Consider the following 24617-nt stretch of genomic DNA (forward strand, 5'->3'; position numbering starts at 1 on the left):
TCCAAAATATATAGGCTTACAACACCCTGTTATGGGTGTTTTTTTGTCTCTGAACCTGCCATATACCTTTAGGTATATTGTTCTTTGGCCACGCTAAATTGTCTCACCAACCCGCTTCATATCAGGCGCCTATCGACAAAAAGCGCTATTACACGACAAAAAACACCCCTTTCACAACAAAAAATATTCCAAACCCCATATAACACCTAGATTCGGTCTTTAATTCGAGTTAGGTTCAACGGAATCACTAAACCCGTTGAACACGGCCCGATCTAAAAATGACAAACTATAGTTCTTGCCACTATGAAAATCCTTACTAACAACCTTACCATAATCTTCTTGGTTTTTTTCTGCATCGGGGTATTTGCACAGTCATCCCCTTCATCAGAAGTCACCCAAGTATATAGTAACGCCTCCACAACTAATAGCACGGCTGAAAATACATCTTCAAAAAAAACAGCTCTTTTTGAAGAAACTGCCTTCAACAAAGGTATTCCTCAAAGAAAACTAACCAACCTTGCTAAGGTGGATGATGGATACTATATTATTGCAGGTGTTTTTGGAAAAAGTCGTAATGCCAAAAAAGCAGTAAGAAAATACAAAAAGATGGGGTTTGATCCGGGATATATATATAATCCTGAAAACAACATGAACTATCTGTATTTAGAACAACATACCGATTGGAATATTGCACTTGAAGCCTGTAGCACCAGTTTGAACAATCGCTATAAAGATGAGGTCTGGATTTTGAACGCCGCCTTTTCGGACGGGTTTGAAAAAACCGAAGAGCCTATAGACGTGGAGGAAGTGTCCTATGCCTTGTTGGAAGGCCAAAAACCTTCAGACGATAACATTTCCAAGAATCCAGGAAACAAATCCAAGTTAATCCAAAAAGCAGATACCTACTTTGACAAAATGTGGTATGCGGAAGCGGCGGAATTATATGAACAAGCTTTAAGTAAAGGAGAAAAAAACTATTCTTTCGATATTATCCAAAAAGCGGGTGACGCCCATTATTTTAATACCAATATGGAAAAAGCCTATCACTGGTATAACATATTGTATGAAAAATATGGGAAAGAAATGTCGGCGGACAACATCTTTAAATATGCACATTCTTTAAAGGGTACCGGCAAATATGCCCGTGCAAAACGACTTATGCGCCTATACAATAGAAAAATGAAGGATCCTAACGCCTCCATTACGGACAATTTGGCCGATAAGGCATTGGCGAACGAGGTGGTCCTGGATGAACTACGTAGTACAAAACAAGATTTCGATGTTTTCAACTTGGCCATCAATTCAAAATATTCGGAATTCTCGCCTATGTTCCATAATAACGGGCAAGTCGTCTACGCTTCCTCCAATGACACTTCGATATTCACTACCAGAAAATATAAATGGAACAATCAGCCCTATTTAGATCTGTATGTTGCTAAATTGAATGAGGAATCCCAGGAACTAAAGGATGCCATTAAATTCTCAAAAGCCGTTAACACAAAGTATCACGAGGCATCGGTAACCTTCTCCCCAGACAATGAAACCATGTATTTTACCCGTAACAACTATGGTAAGAAATTGAAACGGGACAAAAAAGGGGTAAACCATTTAAAGATATACCAATCTAAAAAAATCAACGGGGAATGGACGGAAGCAACCGAAGTGTCCTTCAACAGTGACGATTATTCCACGGGGCACCCTGCATTGAGTCCAGATGGCAAACTACTCTATTTTGTGTCGGACATGCCGGGTAGTATCGGTCAAACCGATATTTTCGTCGTTGATGTGCTCGAAGGCGGTCAATTTTCGGAACCCAGAAACCTAGGCCCGGGCATTAATACCGAAAGAAAGGAAATGTTCCCTTTTGTCAATAATGAAAAGATATATTTCTCTTCAGACGGTCATGTCGGTCTTGGCGGATTGGATGTTTTCGAGGCTGCCCTTGATGAAGAGGGTGGTTTTCTAGAGGTAAAGAACCTCGGGCAACCGATTAACAGCAACAAGGATGATTTTTCCTATATCGTGAACGAGCAAAACCAAAAAGGGTTCTTTGCTTCGAACAGAAAAGGCGGCAAAGGGGATGATGACCTCTATTCCTTTAAACGATTGAAAGTAGAGGAAGTTCCTGAAAACCTGAATGCCATAGCAGGTACGGTCACTGAATTGGTAACGGGCGAACTAATGCCAAAAACTTTGGTGACTTTACTGGACGAAAACAATATTAAACTGAAAGAAATGGTTGCCGATGATGATGGCAACTTCCTATTCGAGGATTTGGACGGAGATACCAAGTATATCATTAGAACCACAAAAAGTGACTATTTTGATGAGGTGGTGGAAGTTTCAACCAAAGACAATGAGGTTGTAAATACCGACGTTGCATTAAGAAGATTAAAGGAAATGATCGCTATTGAGGATGGAATACGAAAATTGAAAACCGAAATGATCTATTTCGATTTTGACAAATCATACATAAGAAAGGACGCATCTGAAGAACTTGATAAACTCGTGCAGGTCATGACAGAGTACCCTACCATGGTTATTAAGATCGAGTCGCATACCGACTCTAGGGGTAAACGGGCTTATAATAAGTACTTGTCCGAAAAGCGCGCCAAATCAACAAAGGAATATATTATCTCAAAAGGAATTGATCCCAATAGGATTCAAAGCGCTATAGGATATGGTGAGGATAGACTGATAAACGAATGTGATGGAACTGTGCGGTGTACAGAAGCCAACCATTTGCTTAACCGAAGATCGGAATTCATAATCGTAGATATGTAAAAACCAATCCCAAAGGATGAATTCAAAACCGCGAATCTTTGTAGATTCGCGGTTTTTTTTATCTCTTTTCCACTTTCACCACATTAAACCAGGGGTTGACAACAAAAATAACCCTAAAATGCACTTAATCAATTGATTATCTGTTGTAAGTAATACCTAAAATCTTTATTTAACCTAAAACCAATCAAGATGAAAAACGTATTATTGATCAAAGAAATTTACATTGAAGCCTTTAGAAACTTAGGGCACGCCTTTGTTAAATCCTATTTTAGAGCCTTTTCATGGTTTTGCATTGCCAGCTACATCATAATGCTTTATGCTTTTGCATTTAGGGTTTCCACGGGGTTTGCATTCGATTGAATCTTTTAAACCAACCATACTTTTAAATGCGTCCTTTATCGGGCGCATTTTTTATTTATGGACTTCCATACGAATAAGATAGATTGACCATTCGTCCCATATAAATACCTTTCATGGAATCCATAAACCAGGGCAAACTACATTATCCGAAAAGGCGTGCTGTTCATCTCTTTTTTTTTACTTGCTGCTTTGAAATAGGGAATTTAGCACTATAATTAATTAAAATCATGGGCGTATGAACAAACTATTACTTTTAAAGGAAATTTATTTTGAGGCATTTAAGAACTGGAGCAATCTGTTTATTAAAAGATATTTTAAGGTGTTTTCATGGCTCTGTTTTGCCTTATTGGCAATTGTAATTTATGCATTTGTATTTAGAGTATCTACTGGATTTGCTTTCGATTGAAACAAATTTCCATACCTATCAATGCCGAATTAAAAAGCCCTGAAGTAGTTTGCTTCAGGGCTTTTCAATAACAACCGGATATAATTATTCAATAAATCGAAGTGTTTTCATAATGGCCTCCAATTCGAACATATAATCCCGCTTTTCAGTAGATGGTGCAAAGGTAAAACCTTCAACGACCATTTTTCGATTATGCTCTCGATCATTAACAATATAGGTTAAAAAGGGTCCGGCCATCGGATAGTTCTTAATATCCCACAAGCCTCGTACCTCTACCGCTTTGTTTCCGGCTACCTCTGCTGGAAAAACAGAAGGCGAGAACGCCGGTTCTGTACGCATATGTGTTTTTTTGCCTGGAACATCGGGCCCAGGAATATACAAGTTTCCAATAGAATCGCGCATGCGCACAATATCCTTGACAAAAGTTGAATCAACCGAAAAACTATCCCATGGCATTTCATAGGCTATTATATTCATTGTGCCTTTTTGGATCTGCCTTTCGAACCAAACAAAATTCTCCTCTGTTTTTACAATTTTATATATAGAGGGTACTCTTAAATTGATTCCAAATTTATCCTCTAGGTCCTTTTCCTTATTCAATGATATTAAAAAACGCCGTTGCGCCTCTTTTGTTTCCAGGTCTTTGAATGCATTGATGATCTCAGGGGCTTTCTTATCGAGATTTTCGATGACCTCGTCATCAGAATTTCCTTTGATCACTGCTATATTTTGAGGCTTGGAATACATATTACTCTTGATGTGTGCCAAATTCAAGGTGTCCTTTTGAACATATAAGACGTTCCTACTCTTGCGCACGGAACCAGAAAACACCTCGGGGGGAATTTGGGTAATGGTAAATATGGGCTCTTCCATGGTCAAACCCAGCGAAGATGCTGCAAAATACTGTCTTACCTTATCCCCGACCTTAGACTTCCACGCCTCGTTGTCGATAACAATGATCAATGAGTTATAGGCGCCAATTGATTCTGGCAAATAACTCTTTTCACCGTTGTCTTTGCAAGATAGAATGATTGCAAAAAAAAGGGTGAACAGTAACTTAAAATGCTTCATAAGTGATATTGATTTACGATGAACAATTGCACAATTTCAATTTTGTGCCTGGTTTTAGATTGTTACCGCTAATACCGTTCCATTCTCGTAAATTTTCGATACTAATTCCTGGATATTTTTTAGAAATGGTCCAGAGCGAATCCCCGCTTTTCACCGTATGTATTTTAGATTCGGGCAGATTAGCTGTACTAGCTACCGTTTGGGGGCTTTTTGAGGTGCTCTTAGAGGCCATAACGGGTTTTCTAGAGTATATGGTCAAGCGTTGGCCCACTCGTAGGTTATTGCTTCTTAAACCATTCCATCTTTTGATTTGGCTAACCCCAACACCATAACGTTCCGCTATTTTTCCCAGATAGTCCCCACTGCGTACTTTGTACCGAATTCTATCATCGGCCTTGACCAATTGGGGTAAAGGGGATTCCTTACTTTTAAGCTGTTCCCCAACGTGGGCATAAATGGCTGTTTCGTTGGCAACGAATTTACCCATTGCCGCCTTTGGCAACCTGAGCGAATATTCCTTTCCTTCAACATATGGGATAATATTCAGTTTATAGGATGGGTTCAATACCTTTAATTCTTCAACCCCTACACCTACCAATTCGGAAATCTGATTGAAGGTGATCATGCTTTTAACATGGATCGTATCAGTTTCAAAATAGGTGCGGTCCACTTTTTGTGCCTTTATGCCATGCTCATCGGCATACTCCAGTAAATACATGGTAGCTAAAAAAGCGGGGACATAACCTGCTGTTTCACGTGGAAGATTTCTTCGGATATTCCAGTAGTTTTTATACCCTCCAGACCTTCGAATGGCCTTGTTCACATTGCCAGGCCCTGAATTGTATGCCGCAAGTGCCAGGTCCCAATCGTCGAAAATATCATAGAGTTTAGACAAATATTTACAAGCAGCTTCCGTTGATTTTATAGGGTCGCTGCGTTCGTCCACATAACTGCTTACATCCAATTTGTACATTTTGCCAGTACCGTACATGAACTGCCAAAGCCCTGTTGCACCTACCCGGGATTTAGCCCTTGGATTTAAAGCGGATTCAACAATGGCCAAATATTTCATTTCGAGGGGTATGTCGTGTTTATCCAATTGTTCCTCGAACATGGGAAAATAAAACTGACTTACGGTCAACATCCTTTCAATAAGTCCACGCTTACGTACCAAGAATGATTTGATCACATTTTCCAAGGATGGATTATAGGCAACATTGAAAGGGGTTTTTTGGTTTAACCGCTCAAGCCGCATTTTAAGGGTATCGGTGTTGAGGGTGATTTCTGTGACCACAGTGGGGTCTAATTGAGCCACTTCTTCGAACATTTCGTCAGAAAGCGAGGCGCTCTCATAGAGCTCCTTCATCCAAAGACTATCATATTTGGCTGCGATGTCAATATCCTTTAAGTCATAGGCCTTAGTGTCGCCTAGGGCTGCCATAGGCAAGGAATTGTCATTGATTTTATTTGAGGATTCAAGGAGTTCCATTTGTTCAACCCCTTCCATATCCAAGGCGAGTGTGTCTAAAGGAATATCCTTAGCCTGTACTACCTTGAGCTGCTCTTGTGAAGTAGGATTGCCTTCTTGTGCACATACCGAAATATTCAAAAAAGCAACCAAAACAAAACTTAAGGGCCAAAACTTAAATGGGTTCATATGACATTCTTTAGTTATCGGGAACTAACGAAAATCGTATTTTTTTTTGAAAGAATAAAATTAAAAAGCCTAAAGTATCGTTTTATCCTGCAAGTCCCGTTAATCGATAACGCCCTTACCCCTCTAATATTGCAGCGATTCCAGGTAATGTTTTCCCTTCCAAACTCTCTAACATTGCCCCACCTCCGGTAGAAACATAACTCACTTTGTCCTGAAAACCAAATTGCTTAACAGCTGCCACAGAATCTCCACCCCCTACCAGCGAAAAAGCACCATTTTGTGTAGCATCATCTATAAAATTACCAACACTGATCGTGCCTTTGGCGAATTTCTCCATTTCAAAGACCCCAACTGGGCCATTCCATAAGATCGTTTTGCTTTTTAAAATCACTTCCCTAAAGATTTCGAGGGTTTTTGGGCCTGCGTCCAAACCTTGCCAGCCATCTGGAATCTTATCAACATCCACTACCTGTGTTTTTGCATCGTTACTGAAATCACTGGCAGCAACTACATCCACAGGAATATGCACCTTAACACCTTTTGCCTTTGCTTGTTCAAGAATGCTCAAGGCAAGGTCCATCTTATCATCTTCACAGATGGAATCCCCAATTCTACCGCCATGGGCCTTGACAAAAGTATAGGTCATACCGCCCCCTATGATCAAATGATCAACTTTATCGAGGATATTCTCAATAATCGTGATTTTAGAGGATACCTTAGCGCCCCCAAGTATTGCCAATACTGGTTTTTCCCCAGTGCGCATTACTTTTTCAATGGCTATTATCTCTTTGGCCAATAAATATCCGAAGCATTTTTTACCAGGAAAGAATTGGGCGACAATTGTGGTGGAAGCATGGGCCCTATGTGCTGTGCCAAATGCATCATTCACATAAATATCCCCCAGTTTGGCAAGCTGTTTGGCGAATTCCACATCCCCCGAGGTCTCTTCATTATGAAAACGAAGATTTTCCAATAAGAGAACTTCACCTGCCTTAAGCGATGCAACCGCTTTCCCTGCTTCTTCACCAACACAATCGGCAACGAATTTTACCTGCACGCCAATGATTTCGGATACCTTTCCACAGATGTGTTTAAGGGACATATCCTCATTGCGTTCTCCTTTCGGTCTGCCCAAATGGCTCATTAACACAGCACTACCGCCATCTTCCAAAACTTTGATAATTGTTGGTTTCGCAGCTTCGATCCTATTGGTATCCGTAACTTCGAAGTTTTCATCCAAAGGGACGTTGAAATCAACTCGGATCAATGCTTTTTTATTTTCAAAATTAAAATCGTCGATGGTCTTCATAATGCTATGCTTTAAATGAACGGCAAATGTAAAGATTTATGGATTCTTAAAAAAAATAGAGCGCCCTAATTTCGTCAGTTCCATACATTTATTTACTTGGGCAAAAAAACTATCTTTGGACTATGCTGTTCAAGGATATTTTAGGGCTTACCCATATCAAGAATCATTTGGCCTCAAGTGCGGAAGCTGGTCGTATTCCCCATGCACAATTGTTTGTAGGTCCAGAAGGTTCTGGCACCCTGCCTATGGCCTTGGCCTATGCCCAATATATTATTTGCGGGAACCTAAATGGGGAAAATGAAGGCCAAAACCAGGTATGTAATACCAAATGCGACACCCTCTCGCATCCCGATATGCACTTTGCCTTTCCGGTATCGAATTCTGAAAAGGTTAAAAGCCATGCGGTAAGCAACCATTATATGGAAGAATGGCGGCAATTTATCAGGGAACAGCCCTATGGTAACCTATTTGATTGGTACCGATTGATAGGTGTTGAAAAAAAACAGGGTCAAATCGGGGTCGATGAGGCACATGATATTGTAAAAAAGCTATCCTTGAAATCATATGAGGGCGGTTACAAAGTGATGCTAATTTGGATGGCCGAAAAAATGAATACGGCCACAGCGAACAAATTGCTGAAATTGATTGAAGAACCACCACAAAAAACAGTTTTCCTATTGATTGCCCAAAACGAAGGGGATATCATACAAACTATTAAATCACGTTGTCAAATTCTACATTTTCCGCCTTTGTCCGAAGAAGCCATGGCCAAAGGACTCGAGGAAAGAGGATTGGTGCGTGAAGAAGCGCTACGCTTGGCCCATGAGGCCAACGGCAATTTCAATAAGGCGCTGGATTTAATGAACAAGGATTCTGAGGATTTGGTATTTGAAAGATGGTTTGTACAATGGGTTCGTAGTGCTTTTAAAGCCAAAGGCAACAAAGCGGTGATTCATGAATTGATACTTTGGGCCGAAGAGGTGGCAAAGACCGGAAGGGAAACCCAAAAGAAATTCCTACAATATTGTATTACGGTCATGCGCCAAGCCATGCTCCTTAATTACAATGTCAAGGAATTGGCATTTATGCGTATTCATGTAGACGGATTCAAATTGGAGAATTTCGCGCCTTTCGTTCATGAAAACAATATTTTACCTATAGTAGCCGAATTGGAAGATGCGATGTACCACATTGAGCGGAATGGAAATTCGAAATTAGTCCTGACCGATCTTTCAATTAAACTCACCCGTTTATTACACACAAAAGAAACCCCTTTCCTTAATCAAAACCAACCTTAAAGTTTATTTCTATGACACTGCTTTTAAACAATATCTCCGAAATTCTTCTTTCCCTCTTTTTGGTCATTACATTTGTTCAAAGTGGATTGGATAAACTCTTCGATTGGAACGGAAATCTATCCTGGTTAAAGGGGCATTTTGAAAATACACCCTTAAAGAACGTAGTGCCTTTATTGTTGGGTATTGTGCTAGTCCTTGAGGTGATTGCGGGCGTTTTATGCACTATAGGTATTTATCAACTCATAAGTATAGGCGAAAGCCAAGTGGCCTTTTATGGGGCTGTTTTATCCTGTTTGGTATTATTGATGCTGCTTTTTGGCCAACGTGTGGCCAAAGACTATGACGGCGCAAGAACCATCGTTATCTATTTTGTGCCAGCGATCTTTCTTGTCTTTTTGCTTCAGCCCTAAAACAAAAAACCCCAACAATTACGTCAGGGTTTTGATTTATACTTGATTCGTTTTATTTTTTGTACTTATCATTAAGAATCTTGGTAATCTCATCGGTAAGGTCATTGGTCTCTTTACCATACAAAACGCTACCACCATCACCACCGCCTAGAATATAAGCATACGAATGGGCTTTCCCATACGCCTTGATCTCTTCCTTTACTTTGGTTACCAGACTATCCATGTCGGTTTGCCCTTCCATCTGTAATTGTTGTTCCTCTTGTTGCAACTGTTGTCCAATGAACTGTCCTTTTTGCTGAAACATCCCATATTCTTCTTGTGCTTTCGCTTGCGACATACTTTGGGCCTTTGCTTGAAAGGCTTGGGCTTCTAGTTGAAAAGCTTGAGTAATACTGTCTTTCTTTTTTCCAAAAGTTTCTAACCTGGTTTTGTATTTCGCCTCAACGTCTATTTTTTCTTGATAGTCTTGCATTAATTTAACGTTATCTACAAATCCTATTTTTTCTTGTTGACAGGATATCATGAACAACACCGTAGCGGCCATTACTAATTTTTTCATCTTGTGTATTTTAAAATTATCCCTATGTAAAAGATTTTATTTTTGAGTTGGGCAAAAGTAGGAAAGCTTTTTAAAACTTTGGCCTTAAATGTATGATTTGTGGGCTAAGGCTTCAATTGGTTCGCCATGAAGGGGAAAGCCATTCGAAAGGGCATCCACGCCTTCTATAGACAACATCTATGGTTTATTAAAGTTTTCATTGTTACAAACTATGAGATTAAGGGCTCTAGAACTCTTGGATATTACATAACTTCAGTAGTTTGGCCCATTACATTGTGTGTAGACATGAAGGCCCCGCAAAACGCCTTAAAACACGTTTTATGCTCTTCTTAGAATATAAATATGGGAAGAATACTCTTTGCTGCCCACTGCTTTCAAATTAGACCACAACCCAATCGCAAATGCCTTGAAATAATTTTGTCTCCCGGTTTTATACTTTTCAGATAGCAAAGACACATAGAACGAATCAAAAATCATTGGTTTTACCTTGATGACTTTCATTCCGTAAATGGCGAACAAACATTGAATGGATTCCTTGGAGAAATGCCAAAGGTGTCTAGGCACATCGAAAGCAGCCCAATATGGTCCGTAATGTCCGGCATCATAAGATTTATAATTTGGTACCGCAATTACCAAGGTTCCTTTGTCCGTAAGTCGTGATACCAAATTCTCAATCTGCTTTTCAAGGTTTGGCAAATGCTCCAAAACGTGCCATAAGGTAATCACCGCGTACTTTCTATTTGGTAACGAATGTAAACTCGTGCTTAAGCCGATCCCCTTCCCTTCTGCCAGAAGCCTAGCATCCCTATTGGGCTCCACGCCTTGAACATCCCAACCGCTTTTTTTTGCCTTTAAAAGAAAATCCCCGGTTCCCGCTCCAACATCCAGGAGTGTTTTTTCCCCCGAACAATATTTTGAAATAAGCCCTACTTTTTTCATCAGGCTATATTTTTTTACCCTTTGATATAATTTGTCAATTAGGGTTTTATTGGCATCCGTATGTGAGATATAACTTTGGCTCTCATAATATCTGTTGAGGTCTTGGGGTTGGGGTTGGGTGGACAACATTTTGAAGTTGGGGTCATAAACAAGTTCAAACCTTTCCCCTGTAACAGAATAATCCTTAGTTCTTAAATACGGTTTCATTATAATTATTGGTGGACAAATATTCCATTTTAAGACGTCTAAGATACTCTAAAACTGTCTCCCGTGAAAGCGCGTCCCTTTGCAAGCAATCCATTTCGATATCATTATAAACTTCAATAGCGATATACCAATGGCCATTTCTTGTAAACCCACCATCATCACCGGTAAAAATGGGGTCGATATTTTCGTTGCCCAATGCGGCGTTTACAAAAACATCTAGAACTATAGGGAAAATGTTTATTGATTTATCAGGGATTTCGATCTCGTAAAAAGAAAAGAAAAATTGTTGTCCTTCTACCATGAATGGAACATCATCGTAGACGTTCTCATTTTCCAATTCGAATTTAGTATCGACATAATTATAAAATTGATTCGCATCCTTTGGGTCTTCGAACACAAACATTTCCCGCTTAGGCAGGCTTTTTTTAAAGGATGAACCCTTGGTGATTTTATAATCATCAATCTCGGGGGCAATGCGCAAGGGTATACACGAAGTACAGAACAAGAGGGTAAAAGCGACAAGTAAATGAGCTTTCATTATATATGGGCTAGACAGGGGTATATACAGCAAAAATCAAGCCAGTTCAATCGTGTTTTCCTATAATTAAAACGAAAGGGGCTCTATTTGGTTTTAGGAGTAAAAAGCAATGGTCGTCAAACACACAATGTTCCACGTGGAACAAAGCTTGTTTATCTGCCCATGTATACTAGTAGAACGCTGATATCAGAAGGTGAAACCCCACTGATCCGGGATGCCTGTGAAATGGTTATTGGGCGAATTGACTGTAATTTTTCCCGGGCTTCAAATGAAAGTGATTTCAAAATTGAATAGTCAAAATTATCTGGGATTTTGACATTCTCTAGCCTGTGCAATTTGTCCGCGTTGCTTTTTTCCTTCTGTATATACCCGGCATATTTTACTTGAATCTCCGCTTGTTCCATTTCTTCCTGCCCCAAGTTATTTTCGTTTACGAAATTTGAGACAGCTTCCAATTGCATCATGTGGTCCATTGTAACTTTTGGTCTGGAAAAGACCTTGAACATCTTATCGGACTGTTTTACCAAAGCTGAATCGACTTCTTCCAGTATGGGATTAATGGATTCCGGACTTACACTGGTTTGCTTGAAAAATTTAATGAATGCGTCGGATTTCTTTCTTTTTTCCTCCATACGCCTTAAGCGTTCATCGGTAGCCAATCCTATCGCGTGACTCATAGGGGTAAGTCTTAAATCCGCATTGTCTTGCCTTAATAGCGTTCTATATTCCGCCCTAGAAGTAAACATTCGGTACGGTTCCTCAGTGCCTTTGGTAATAAGGTCGTCTATAAGCACCCCGATATAAGCTTCATCCCGTTTTAAAATAAAAGAATCCCTATCGTTTATCTTTAAATGCGCATTGATTCCCGCCATCAATCCTTGGGAGGCCGCTTCTTCATATCCAGTGGTGCCATTGATCTGACCTGCGAAATAAAGATTATTCAGCAGTTTTGTTTCGAGCGTATGCTTTAATTGTGTGGGCGGGAAATAATCATATTCTATGGCATAACCAGGTCTAAAGAATTTCACCTTTTCAAAACCAACCACGGAGCGTAGTGCTTTAAACTGAATATCTTCAGGTAATGAGGTTGAAAAACCATTCACATATACTTCTACAGTATCCCATCCTTCAGGCTCAACAAATAATTGGTGGCTACTTTTGTCGGCGAATCGATTGATTTTATCCTCGATTGATGGGCAATATCTTGGGCCAATACTTTTGATCCTACCGTTGAACATCGGTGAGCGATCAAAGCCGGTTCGCAAGACATCGTGGACCATTTCACTAGTGTGGGTCATAAAGCAGTCCCGTTGTTGAGAAAGAATCGGCGTATCTAAATATGAGAATTTCTCCGGGTGAACATCACCAGGTTGTACAATCATTTTGGAGTAATCCAATGAGCGCCCATCGACACGAGGGGGCGTGCCCGTTTTCATTCTACCGCTTTCGAAACCCAAATCCGTTAATTGTTCCGTAATACCGGTTGCCGCCTTTTCCCCTGCACGACCTCCGCCAAATTGTTTATTACCAATATGAATAAGACCATTTAGAAAAGTGCCATTCGTAAGAACTACAGACTTCCCTTTGATGTCAATACCCAAGGATGTCCGCACCCCTTTTACCGTATTTCCTTCTATCAACAAACCGCTGATCATTTCTTGATAAAAATCGACATTCGGAGTACTTTCTAAAGCCAATCTCCATTCTTCCGCAAATCTCATCCTATCATTTTGGGCCCTTGGACTCCACATAGCAGGACCCTTTGATTTGTTGAGCATCTTGAATTGTATGGCCGACTTATCCGTAATTATTCCGCTATATCCGCCTAATGCATCAATCTCTCGAACGATCTGTCCTTTTGCGATTCCTCCCATAGCAGGATTACAAGACATTTGTCCAATCGTCTGCAGGTTCATCGTCGCCAATAAGGTTTTAGAGCCCATATTGGCAGCGGCTGCAGCAGCCTCAGCGCCCGCATGCCCTCCACCAACCACAATTACATCATACACTTCTTCAAACATAGCCTACTTTTGTTCCACGTGGAACATTTTAATTTTATCGTCTTCTTTCAATCGCATCTCCTTAATCTCCTTTTCCGTCTTGTCATTATACCCAAGCAAATGCAAAAGACCATGTGCCATGACACGCAACAACTCGTTTGAAAACTTTTGCCTAAATCGAATCGCATTTTCTTTCACCCTATCTATTGATATAAAAATGTCACCACTGATAACCTCTTTCTTAGAATAATCAAAAGTGATGATATCGGTATATGTATCGTGATCTAAAAATTTCTTGTTGATATTCAATAAATAGTCGTCATCGCAAAAAACAAAATTAATAGTGCCTGACTTAGCCTTTTCAGAATTTAAAACCCTATTAACCCAATCGGTATAATCGTCTAATGCGTTTAATTCGAAATCGCACTCAAAAAAAAATTCAGTCATCGCCTTTAAAATATTCCTTAACCCTATTTTGATAATTTTGCCGCAAAGGTAACGCTTGCCTATTTAATATTTCAATATCATTTCTATTCTGATCTATAATCGCCGGTTTGGTCAATATCGGATTTTGAAATGTATTTATGTTGGTGTTACTTTCCCGTTCCGATTTTTTTCCTTTGGTCAATTCGGCGTTTTCCAGCTTCAAAAGTTCGTGTTCTATTACATTTACTTTATTCCTCGTTCTTTGGGTAATTCCGTTCTCTATCAAATCGTTTTCGAAATCCTCCATCTGTTTGATTAACTTTTCGCCCAATTTTCTATCATCCTCCTTAATCATATTCATTAACTGCTGTTCTAATTGCTCCCGCAACATCTGTTGTTGTTTATAAATCTCATACATCTCCTTCAACTCTTCCTCGTTAGGCTGGCTTTGGCCATTATCAGTGGCCCTATTGCCCGAATCACCCCCTTTTCCTTTACCTTCACCGGGATCTGTTCCGTTTTGATTCTTGTCCTTTCCGGATTTAGATTCCCCTTCTCCATCCCCTTCCTTTCCATTTTCGCCTTTTTGACCTTCTCCGTCCCCTTCTTTAGGCTTCCCCTGTCCGCTTTGGCCCATTCCTTCCATCTTTTCCTTTAACTCGCCCTGACCTTTAATAATATCAGGAAGCTGAAATCCGGGTTCACCCTTCCCTGAACCAGCACCCGTTTGCATACTTTGCTGCATATTATCCAATATTTCAGCTAGAAAATTAGATAACTCATTACTGGCATTCAAAACATACTTTTGATAAGATACTCCTTGGTATATTTGATTGTCCGCAATACTTTCCAAAGATTTGTCTATATTATAATACACATCTGTAATCTGCTCGTTAACAAACTCAGACAATTCGGCCCTTCTCAATGATAAAGCAAAAAGACTGTCGTCTACATGTTCGAACAGGCCCCTAAGTTCATTCTGCTTTCTCACGGTTCCGGAAAAGTTGGAAATCTCCAAGTCGGTTTCCTCTAATGATTCGAATAGTTTTTCTTGTTTAAATGAAAAAGTGACCAAATTATCAAGAATCTGTCGTAACATTTCAGCATCCTCAGTAATGCTCGACCCCCCAGAAGCCCCTGCCGATGCCGATTCCAATTTCTCCGCCATCTCTTTCATTTTTTGAGCGGCGGATTTTTGTTTTTGTTTCGCTTTTTCCACCCCTTGCGTCTTCGCCTGGGAATCAGAAGAACTATCATCCCCTTTATTTCTATTTATTTCATCCAAAGCCTCATTCTGGTCTTTTTTTATGGATTCCTCTTTAACGTCGTCCATTTCCAATTCAAGTGGCTTCTGTAGTTTGCCATTATCTTTGGCCAACTCTTCCATTTCTTTGGCCCAATCCTCAAATTCTTTGTTTAATCGCTCTTGATTCTGTTCCTTTAAAAACTCCTTGAGATCCAATTCTGACATTGTTTGCTGTTCCTCGGCCAGCTTCTTTAAGTCACTAGCCAATTGTGCAATCTTCTCGGAGACATAATATCTCTTGGTTAGCTCTAACAATTGCTCGAGGTTACGCTTACTATTTTTTTGTTTCTTGCCTAATTCTTCAAGCCGTTTGGCTAATTCTTCCTTATCTATCTTATTGGCAATCTTATTCAACTCTTCCAATAACTTCTCATTTTTCCTTGCCTCCAATTCCTGGCGCTGCAGTCGTTCTTGCAACAATTTGTTTAAATTGTCATCCTGATCCCGTTTGTCCAAATTCTCTTTTAACTGGCTGCTGAATTTCTGCATGAGTTCTTCCTGTTCTTTTTGCTTATTCAAAAACTGTTTGATCTGGTTTTGGTCATTGAAATTCAACTCCTTTTTCTCCTTTTGTTCGTTGTTGATCTTCTCGAGTGTCTTTTCCTGCTCCTCAAATTTCTCCAAAGAACGATCTATATTCCCTATAATGGATTGTTGTGATTCCAAATCCCTTTTCATCAACTCTTCCTTATCCAATAACTCACTAGTAAAAATCCTACTTTTTACAGTTTTTCCACCATGAATGGCATCATTATCCGTTGCCATAAAGTAATATTGATATCTAGTTCCTTCATCCAACACCAATCCTGAAGGAAACGTATAATAGAATTGATTGAAGTTTGAATTCGGTTTGCTTATAGTGACAACCTGTTTGCCATTATCCTTTGATCCTTCTTGACAAATCAATTTGATATCCTTTAAACTATAGTCATCGGAAGATTCACCAATAAAATAAGACACATTTGGATTTAAAGAATCCAAAACTTGTTCAACTTTAATTGTAGGGTAAGCGTCTTTTACTATCGTAAACCCATATTCCAATTTCTCATACTCCTTTACATTCTTATTTGATGTGGAAATCTGATACTCGTAATTGTTAAAAATCTTACTTGTTAAAGTGAACTCATCATCGTTTCGAATAAAATTCCTAACGGTATCTTTATCTATTAAATGAATTTCTTCCGTATTTTCCCCGATCATTTTCCAGGTGACTCGCGTGCCTTCTGGTAAGATTGCATTCCCCGTACTCTTTATCGTTTCTGTTTTTTTGTTCAGATAATCCGGATAGTCGAATTCTACTATAAAATTTTGAATCGTAGGTGCTTTAAGCACATTAAGATGATAGATTTCGGACTCGACTTTACCAGAAAAAAATTGAAACTCACAATTCTCCAAAGGCGGTGTTAAGGCATATTTATACCTGCCATTTTCTTGCTGCAATAAAAGCTCTTTCCCATTAATCCTAATATTTACAGCGTCTGGACGTACCTCCCCGCGTGTCGTTACGTAAATCGTATACGATTCGTCTTCCAAAACATTAAGTCCGTTTGATACCAGTTCAAAGGTAAATGGCGCCGGTGGGGCATAGGCAAGATCATAATTCAACACTCTATCGTATGAACTGAAGAAAGAAGTCAAATTACCGGATAAATAAATGGCCCCAAACAACAGAATGGGTACAATTAAATACTTCATATATTTTAGATTTTCCTTAAAGTCGATCGCTTTGGTAAAAGGAAATGGCTTTAGTGCTTCAGAGCGCTGTTCTATACTCGCTATTAATAATTCCGATTGGTTATTGTCATCCGCAAGGTCAAGTAAATTGTATAATCTATCAGCAACTTCAGGAAAATGCTTACCGATTAACCGGGAAGCATCCTTATTGGTAATTCCATTCTTTACCTTGAACAAAAAGAGTAGGGGAACAAAAATAAATCTATAGAACAAAAACAATGCTAGTACCACGAAACAGAAAAAAAGTATCATTCTCCCTAGGGAATTCAACCAAAGAAAATATTCCACTCCCAAAATGCCAAAGAAGACCATAAGACCAAATGCCACCGTAAGCAAGATGCCTTTTATCAGCATTTTGGTATAGTACTTCTTGGTAAAATGGTTTAATTTTCCAACGATGTCGTTATAAGCCTGCAATTTGGACAAATTTTAATGCCAAGATAATCGATATCTATTACTTCAGTATCAAAATCATGTTAAAAGGCCCCATAATACGACTTCTTCAACCGTTACGAGCTAACTTTTTACCCCTTCGTCAGTACTTTGGTGCTTAAGTGGATTCGCCTATCTTTGCCATCTTAACACATTTTACATGAATCAAAAAGTCAGGGTCCGTTTTGCCCCTAGTCCTACAGGGCCGTTGCATATAGGCGGAATACGTACAGCTCTTTTCAATTATTTATTTGCGAAACATCATAATGGGGATTTTATCTTGCGCATTGAAGACACCGACCAGAACCGTTATGTTGAAGGTGCCGAACAATATATTATCGAAGCTTTGGAATGGTGTGGTATCCCTTATGATGAGGGCCCAGGCAAAGAGGGTGGTTTAGGTCCATATCGCCAAAGTGAACGTAAGCACTTATATAAGGAATACGCGGATGAATTGATTTCAAAGGGCAAAGCCTATTATGCTTTTGACACTACGGAAGAATTGGACCGGCACCGCAAAGAACACGAAACCAAAGGTAAAACCTTCATTTACAACTGGCACAACCGTTTGAAATTGAACAACTCCCTATCATTGTCAACCACAGAAACCAAGGCTAAACTTCACGCTGGGGACAATTTTGTGATTCGGTTTCTAACCCCTCAAAATCAGCAATTGCATTTAAAAGATCTTATTAGGGGTGATATTGAAATAGATACCAATATTTTGGATGATAAAGTGCTCTATAAGAGTGATGGCATGCCCACCTACCATTTAGCCAATATCGTCGATGACCATCTCATGCAAATTACCCATGTGATCCGCGGTGAGGAATGGCTTCCCTCCCTTGCACTACACCAATTATTATATGATGCTTTCGAGTGGGAAACCCCTCAATTTGCTCATTTACCCTTAATCATGAAACCCACCGGCAAAGGCAAACTGAGTAAGCGAGACGGCGAGAAAATGGGCTTCCCCGTATTTCCACTTTCGTGGAACGATTCCCAAGGATATCGGGAAGCAGGGTATTTTCCAGAAGCGGTTATCAACTTTTTGGCGCTACTTGGATGGAATCCCGGCACAGAACAGGAATTATTCTCTTTGGAGGAGTTGGTGTCACAATTCAGCCTTGACCGAGTAAATAAGTCAGGGGCACGTTTTGATCCAGATAAAACCAAATGGTACAATCATCAGTATTTACAACAACAAGATGAGGGTAAGCTCGCAGAACAATACACCTACGAATTGGGTAAAATAGCTGACTCCAAGCAATTCTTGTTCGACCCTGATGAAGAACGTGTTAAAAGAATTGTGCCTCTGATCAAGGAACGAGCAACTTTTGTCTCTGATTTTTGGGAGTTAAGCGACTACTTCTTTTTAGCTCCAGAAACTTATGAAGAAAAATCCGTTCGTAAACAATGGAAGGAAGATACCCCTGAAATCATGAAAGATCTAATCAAGGTCCTGGAAGGTATTGAAGATTTTTCGTCAGAAAATATAGAAACCATAGTAAAAGCATGGATAAACCAAATGGAACTTTCTTTTGGCAAGGTAATGCCCCCGTTGCGTTTGATAGTCGTAGGCGCGATGAAGGGGCCCCATCTGTTCGACATTTTAGGGATATTAGGTAAAGTGGAAAGTATATCCAGAATTAAAAAGGCCATAAGTATGCTATAGGATTACGGCTTGTAACAATTGGCCAATTTTTCTTACATATATACCAAAGCGTTTGTAAATTTATTCACTAACTAAAATTATATTATCATGGGTAATTTTATTCTAATACCAATCATTTTTTTCGGATTGATCATCCTTTTTTCATCCTTTTTTATTGTAAAACAACAAACTGCGGTCATCATAGAGCGTTTTGGCCGATACCATAGTATACGACAATCCGGATTCCAGATGAAGATACCCCTTATCGATCGTATTGCGGCCCGTTTAGGCTTGAAAATACAACAATTGGATGTTATCGTGGAAACCAAGACCTTGGATGATGTTTTCGTGAAACTCAAGGTGTCCGTTCAATATGTGGTCATCAAGGAAAAGGTATATGAGGCGTTCTATAAATTGGAATATCCCCATGACCAAATCACCTCATACGTATTCGATGTGGTACGTGCCGAAGTCCCAAAAATGAAATTGGATGATGTCTTTGTTAAGAAAGATGATATCGCGATCGCAGTAAAGTCCGAATTGCAGGATGCCATGTTGGATTATGGGTATGATATCATAAAGACCTTGGTGACCGATATTGATCCAGATGCACAAGTAAAAGCAGCGATGAACCGAATCAATGCTTCGGAACGCGAAAAAATTGCCGCACAGTTTGAAGGTGATGCCGCACGAATCCTGATTGTGGAAAAAGCCAAAGCTGAAGCGGAAAGCAAAAGATTGCAAGGACAAGGGATTGCCGATCAGCGTCGTGAAATTGCAAGAGGTCTTGAAGAGTCCGTTGAAGTTTTGAATAAAGTAGGGATCAATTCACAAGAAGCTTCCGCTTTGATTGTGGTCACCCAACATTATGATACCTTGCAATCCATCGGGGAGGAGACCAACACCAATTTAATCCTTCTACCCAACTCCCCACAAGCCGGTAGTGATATGTTGAATAATATGGTGGCTTCATTTACGGCCAGCAATATGATCGGGGAAGAAATGAAAAAGAAAAATCCTAAGAAATCATAGTCGACCTATTCCTAACAATGAAAAATCCCACTTAAAGATATTTAAGTGGGATTTTTTTGTTTTGTCTTAAAAAAGTCATCTTTTCAATGAAACTAAGCCCTTGAAAATCCATTAAGGGTATTAAAGGCCCTGGATCGACCATCTTGCCACTAGCCTTATATCGCTATTCATATAAAAAGATAATTCCTTAAAACCCTTTAAAATCAACGGTTTTATATAGATAATACCGATTGATATATTTTAATCCATAAGGAATATCAATCCTAGTTATTTTGCTGTATTTTGGCCCAAGTATCCCGCAAGCCTACGGTCTTATTAAAAACTAAATTTCCCTGACTTGTATCCTGATCCACACAAAAATATCCCAGTCTTTGAAATTGTACCCGGTCTTGAATCTCGACATTTTTTAAACTTGGTTCCAAATACCCTTTGATGACCTTTAAAGAATCTGGATTAATAAACTCCATAAAATCTTTATCCTTATGGGTATCCGGACTTTCGTCCAGGAACAAACGATCATAAATACGGATCTCGGCCTCCAGGGCATGTTTTATAGATACCCAGTGTAAGGTTCCCTTTACTTTACGCAAACTTTCTTCCGTACCACTACCACTTTTACTCCGCGGGTCATATGTACATTGTATTTCCGTAATATTCCCATCGGTATCCTTAGAGCAACTATTGGCTTTGATGATATATGCGTTTTTCAAACGCACTTCGCTGCCCAGCTTTAATCTAAAGAATTTACGATTTGCCTCTTCCTTAAAATCATCTTTTTCAATATAGATCTCCCTCGAAAACGGAACCTGTCTTGAGCCTGAAGAAACATCTTCAGGATTATTCTCTGCTTCCAACCATTCTTCCTTGCCTTCCGGATAGTTTGTAATAACCACCTTTACAGGATCCAATACCCCCATGACCCTTGGGGCCACCTTATTTAGATGTTCCCGTACATGAAATTCCAATAACGAGACATCTATAAGGTTATCCCGCTTTGCGATTCCTATCGTATCTGCAAAGTTTCTTATGGACTCAGGGGTATAACCTCTTCTACGCAATCCGGAAATTGTGGGCATTCTTGGGTCATCCCAAGAATTTACTACGCCCTCATCAACCAGTTTCAACAGTTTACGTTTACTTACTACGGTGTGGCTCAGATTTCTTCGGGCAAACTCGCGTTGTTTGGGTCGCACTTTTGTCTTATCGTATACCTGATCCAGAAACCAATCGTACAATTCACGATGGGGTAAGAACTCCAGCGTGCACAATGAATGAGACACCTGTTCAATATAATCACTCTCTCCATGGGTCCAATCATACATGGGATAAATACACCAATCGGTACTGGTTCTATGATGGGCCTTATGCAAGATTCGGTACATAATAGGGTCCCTCATAAGCATATTCGATGAGGCCATATCGATTTTGGCCCGTAAGACATGTGATCCCTCCTCAAACTCCCCTTGTTTCATTCCTTCGAACAATTCCAGATTTTCCTTGATTGTGCGGTTTCGATACGGACTATGGGTTCCAGGTTCGGTAGGCGTTCCTTTTTGTGCAGCCATTTCCTCAGATGATTGACTGTCTATATAGGCCTTTCCTTCTTCTATTAATTGTACGGCCCAATCGTATAATTGTTGGAAATAATCAGAAGCATACCTTTCGGTATCCCAATTATAACCCAGCCACTTTACATCGCGTTTTATGGCATCTACATATTCTTGTTCTTCCTTTACGGGATTGGTATCATCGAACCTGAGATTTACTGGGGATGAATATCGCAATCCCAGTCCGAAATTGAGGCAAATTGAACTCGCATGTCCAATGTGCAAATATCCATTGGGTTCCGGCGGAAAACGAAATCGTAACCGTTCTTTGGGAAACCCGTTTGCCAAGTCTTCCTCGATAATATGTTCAATGAAATTCAACGATTTTGGAGCTTCACTCATTTGACTTCTTTTAAGCAGGGCAAATGTATAAAAAATGCAGGGATTACAGGCCATTAAATACCCTAGCATACAAATAGTAGGTTTTCACAACATATTTGCAATACGCTACAACATAAAATTTCTAGGCCTATTAATAAATAACATATTTGTTTTTTAATACAAATGAACGATTGATAGTGACACAGTATCAAATCACCCCCTGATGGAGATAGTGCGTTAAGTGAAACCCAAATCATACTATTAAACAAGTAGTATTTAATCAAACTACAACAATTTATGTTATGAAAGCAAAAAAAATGTTCCGCATCAAACTATTACTAGCGACATTTATGCTATTGGGTCTATTTCCCTTATCCGCACAAATACTCGTTAATGCCCCAGAACCTGCCGACAATCCTAATTTAGCCGGTAATTCTCCTTGGACCGCAATTTGTGCGGGGGTAGGAGGATTCAATGAATATTATATTAACATATCCTGGGCGGGTACAGCCAATAGTGCGAACGAATTTATACTAGAACTATCCGATGCCAATGGTGATTTTACCAACGCAGTGGAGCTGTTACGGGTCGGTGATCAAAATACTAATACGGCCAAAGAATTTGATGCAGAGTTCTCTATTCCCACCGATACCAGAGGGCAAGGATATACTATGAGGGTTCGATCTACAGATCCGGCCAATACAAGTAATCCGTCTCCTGCCTATCATATGTACTATATGGATGTTACAACCAATATCAATATCAGTGCCGATGGTAGTGGCGTGCCACCAGGTGTGGTCTGTGCCACCGGCCCAATAACCTTGCAAGTTGACAACGTACCCAATCCAGAAACCTATCAGTATATTTGGTATATGAGCGGTTCTCCAATATCCGGTGAAACAGGACATACGCTTAATGTAAATACTTCCGGAATGTACTATGCCCTTATAGATTATGGCTCTATTTGCTCAGGATCAGGTAATACTGATTCCAATATCGTGGATGTAACCATAGGTTCTGGGGGACAAGGCATATTTATTACGCCGCCAACAAAAAATATCCTATGTGCTGGGGAAACCGAAACACTAAGTATCAATACAACAGATCCATCATGGAGTTATATGTGGTTTAAAGATGGAGTTCAAATTACGGGGGAAACATCAACTACCTATACAGTAGATGCCTCTAATGCAAATTTTGAAGGCGATTATCAAGTTGAAATCTCTTCCAGTTCTATTTGCAATGAACGTTCTGCACCCATAACTATGTCTAATGCGGATGATTTTACCGTTACCATGGACAATGCGGACAATATTGTGTTATTGCCAACACAAACGGAAACATTAAGTGTAACCACCACCGCTATTTCCCCGACCTTTAAATGGTTTAGAAACGGTATTGAACTCTCTGGAGAGACAAATAGCGCGTTAAATGTTGCCCAAGAAGGCACATATTACGCCGAAATAACCCAAGGGGGCGGAACTTGTCCAGGAACCCTCAAGGACTCCCAAACAACCGCCGTAGTTGTTCCTGATTCGTTTGAAATAGTTATTGATTATGCCGCGGCCTATATGGCTTGCGAATCAACAGATGTGGTTCTTCAAGTGCAGACCATAAATGCGATATTATCCGATTCGAGTAAAATCGATGTAACCGCTGATATTTCTTCAGACTTCACCTATCAATGGCAATTGAACGGTGTTGATGTTTCCGGTGCTAACGGAACTTCCATTAGTTTGACCGATACATCCGAAAATGGGGATTACACAGTAACGGGAACCATCAGTACTTATACGGCTACAAACAACACTTTGTCGGTGCAACTGCTCACCAATGAAACCTTGAACATTACAAGTACCGGAACGGTATATTGCAACGCCTCGGACGTAGTTACATTAAGCACAACGACCGACCTTTCCGGGGAAACCTATGAATGGCAAAGAGACGGTATTGGCGTCAACACTACCGATAGTGCCTTTGATGTTGATGCCGTTGGAACATACCGATTGGTTTTAGACCGAAATGGATGTCCTTTGATTTCCAATGAAATAATTATCCAAACATTGGACCCCTCCTTGATCACATTGGATCCTTCTGGAGATATAGTCTTTCCAGAAGGTTCTTCAAGAACAGTTACCGCTAGTGGGGGTACCGCTTATCGTTGGTATGATGCCAACAACATAGAAATAAGCACAACCTCTTCCTTAAATGTAACCGAAGAGGGAACATACACGCTTATCGCCACTATCGATAATTGTGAAATAACACGGCAAGTGGATGTAACCTATTTGGATACTTTTAAAATACCAAATGTTATAAGTGCCAATGGTGACGGTATAAATGACCAATGGGTAATCCCGAATTCATATTCCAATAAAAGCGATATAAACGTGATCATCTATAATGATAAGGGAGAAGAAATACTTAACGAATTCGATTATAAAAATACATGGCCTTCTTCTTCAATGGCTTTTCCTAAACAAAATATGGTGTTCTATTACAAAATAAGGAATGCCCAGGAAGTCCTGAAGCAAGGCACTATAACTGTAATTAGATAAACTAATACA

18 protein-coding genes are annotated in these 24617 nt (G+C 39.8%); 8 read left to right on the top strand and 10 right to left on the bottom strand.

The window, feature by feature from the left end; genetic code table 11:
• The first annotated feature begins 303 nt into the window (after window positions 1-303).
• The 3 genes from HPE63_RS07960 to HPE63_RS07970 all read left to right on the top strand — a co-directional run bounded on the left by HPE63_RS07960 (window position 304) and on the right by HPE63_RS07970 (window position 3550).
• Window positions 304-2784, top strand: coding sequence for an OmpA family protein (locus HPE63_RS07960; RefSeq protein WP_188313719.1), 2481 nt, complete (start codon window positions 304-306; stop codon window positions 2782-2784).
• A 189-nt stretch (window positions 2785-2973) separates the two neighbouring features.
• Window positions 2974-3144, top strand: a complete 171-nt coding sequence (locus tag HPE63_RS07965) for a DUF6747 family protein (protein ID WP_188313720.1) — start codon at window positions 2974-2976, stop codon at window positions 3142-3144.
• A gap of 235 nt (window positions 3145-3379) precedes the next feature.
• Window positions 3380-3550, top strand: coding sequence for a DUF6747 family protein (locus HPE63_RS07970; protein WP_188313721.1), 171 nt, complete (start codon window positions 3380-3382; stop codon window positions 3548-3550).
• A gap of 84 nt (window positions 3551-3634) precedes the next feature.
• On the opposite strand, the gene HPE63_RS07975 is transcribed toward HPE63_RS07970, so the two are convergent.
• From HPE63_RS07975 to HPE63_RS07985, 3 genes are all read right to left on the bottom strand, one after another.
• A complete protein-coding gene (locus HPE63_RS07975) occupies window positions 3635-4621 on the bottom strand; it encodes a DUF4837 family protein (RefSeq protein ID WP_188313722.1) in 987 nt (328 codons plus the stop codon).
• Between the two features lie 13 nt (window positions 4622-4634).
• Complete coding sequence (locus HPE63_RS07980) at window positions 4635-6278, bottom strand: LysM peptidoglycan-binding domain-containing protein (protein ID WP_188313723.1); 1644 nt, start codon at window positions 6276-6278, stop codon at window positions 4635-4637.
• 115 nt (window positions 6279-6393) lie between these two features.
• Entirely contained in the window at window positions 6394-7587 is a 1194-nt protein-coding gene (locus tag HPE63_RS07985; RefSeq protein ID WP_188313724.1) for a phosphoglycerate kinase, read from the bottom strand.
• Window positions 7588-7709: 122 nt separating this feature from the next.
• On the opposite strand from HPE63_RS07985, the gene HPE63_RS07990 reads away from it, so the two are divergent.
• A complete protein-coding gene (locus HPE63_RS07990) occupies window positions 7710-8885 on the top strand; it encodes a DNA polymerase III subunit (RefSeq protein WP_188313725.1) in 1176 nt (391 codons plus the stop codon).
• An 11-nt stretch (window positions 8886-8896) separates the two neighbouring features.
• Window positions 8897-9295 (top strand): DoxX family membrane protein, encoded by a 399-nt coding sequence (locus HPE63_RS07995; RefSeq protein WP_188313726.1) that lies wholly within the window; start codon window positions 8897-8899, stop codon window positions 9293-9295.
• Between the two features lie 52 nt (window positions 9296-9347).
• Here HPE63_RS07995 and HPE63_RS08000 read toward each other — a convergent pair whose 3' ends face one another.
• The 6 genes from HPE63_RS08000 to HPE63_RS08025 all read right to left on the bottom strand — a co-directional run bounded on the left by HPE63_RS08000 (window position 9348) and on the right by HPE63_RS08025 (window position 17421).
• Window positions 9348-9854, bottom strand: coding sequence for an OmpH family outer membrane protein (locus tag HPE63_RS08000; RefSeq protein WP_188313727.1), 507 nt, complete (start codon window positions 9852-9854; stop codon window positions 9348-9350).
• A 318-nt stretch (window positions 9855-10172) separates the two neighbouring features.
• Window positions 10173-11000, bottom strand: a complete 828-nt coding sequence (locus HPE63_RS08005) for a class I SAM-dependent methyltransferase (protein WP_188313728.1) — start codon at window positions 10998-11000, stop codon at window positions 10173-10175.
• On the bottom strand, window positions 10978-11538 hold the full coding sequence (locus HPE63_RS08010; protein ID WP_188313729.1) for a hypothetical protein: 561 nt from the start codon (window positions 11536-11538) through the stop codon (window positions 10978-10980). The genes HPE63_RS08005 and HPE63_RS08010 overlap by 23 nt, the downstream gene beginning before the upstream one ends.
• Before the next feature lie 152 nt (window positions 11539-11690).
• Window positions 11691-13559 carry a tRNA uridine-5-carboxymethylaminomethyl(34) synthesis enzyme MnmG gene (mnmG, locus tag HPE63_RS08015; protein ID WP_188313730.1) on the bottom strand — a complete coding sequence of 623 codons (1869 nt, stop codon included), beginning with the start codon at window positions 13557-13559 and terminating at the stop codon, window positions 11691-11693.
• A 3-nt stretch (window positions 13560-13562) separates the two neighbouring features.
• Entirely contained in the window at window positions 13563-13985 is a 423-nt protein-coding gene (gene ybeY, locus HPE63_RS08020) for an rRNA maturation RNase YbeY (protein WP_188313731.1), read from the bottom strand.
• Window positions 13978-17421 (bottom strand): coiled-coil domain-containing protein, encoded by a 3444-nt coding sequence (locus HPE63_RS08025; RefSeq protein WP_188313732.1) that lies wholly within the window; start codon window positions 17419-17421, stop codon window positions 13978-13980. The genes ybeY and HPE63_RS08025 overlap by 8 nt, the downstream gene beginning before the upstream one ends.
• Before the next feature lie 175 nt (window positions 17422-17596).
• Here HPE63_RS08025 and gltX point away from each other — a divergent pair, with 175 nt between their 5' ends.
• Window positions 17597-19111 carry a glutamate--tRNA ligase gene (gene gltX, locus HPE63_RS08030; RefSeq protein ID WP_188313733.1) on the top strand — a complete coding sequence of 505 codons (1515 nt, stop codon included), beginning with the start codon at window positions 17597-17599 and terminating at the stop codon, window positions 19109-19111.
• Window positions 19112-19198: 87 nt separating this feature from the next.
• Window positions 19199-20122, top strand: coding sequence for an SPFH domain-containing protein (locus HPE63_RS08035; RefSeq protein ID WP_188313734.1), 924 nt, complete (start codon window positions 19199-19201; stop codon window positions 20120-20122).
• Window positions 20123-20385: 263 nt separating this feature from the next.
• On the opposite strand, the gene HPE63_RS08040 is transcribed toward HPE63_RS08035, so the two are convergent.
• Window positions 20386-22071 carry a glutamine--tRNA ligase/YqeY domain fusion protein gene (locus tag HPE63_RS08040; protein ID WP_188313735.1) on the bottom strand — a complete coding sequence of 562 codons (1686 nt, stop codon included), beginning with the start codon at window positions 22069-22071 and terminating at the stop codon, window positions 20386-20388.
• A gap of 281 nt (window positions 22072-22352) precedes the next feature.
• On the opposite strand from HPE63_RS08040, the gene HPE63_RS08045 reads away from it, so the two are divergent.
• Window positions 22353-24608, top strand: coding sequence for a T9SS type B sorting domain-containing protein (locus HPE63_RS08045; RefSeq protein ID WP_223198087.1), 2256 nt, complete (start codon window positions 22353-22355; stop codon window positions 24606-24608).
• Window positions 24609-24617 lie beyond the last annotated feature (9 nt).

The organism is Maribacter arenosus (assembly GCF_014610845.1).
Lineage (GTDB): Bacteria > Bacteroidota > Bacteroidia > Flavobacteriales > Flavobacteriaceae > Maribacter_A > Maribacter_A arenosus.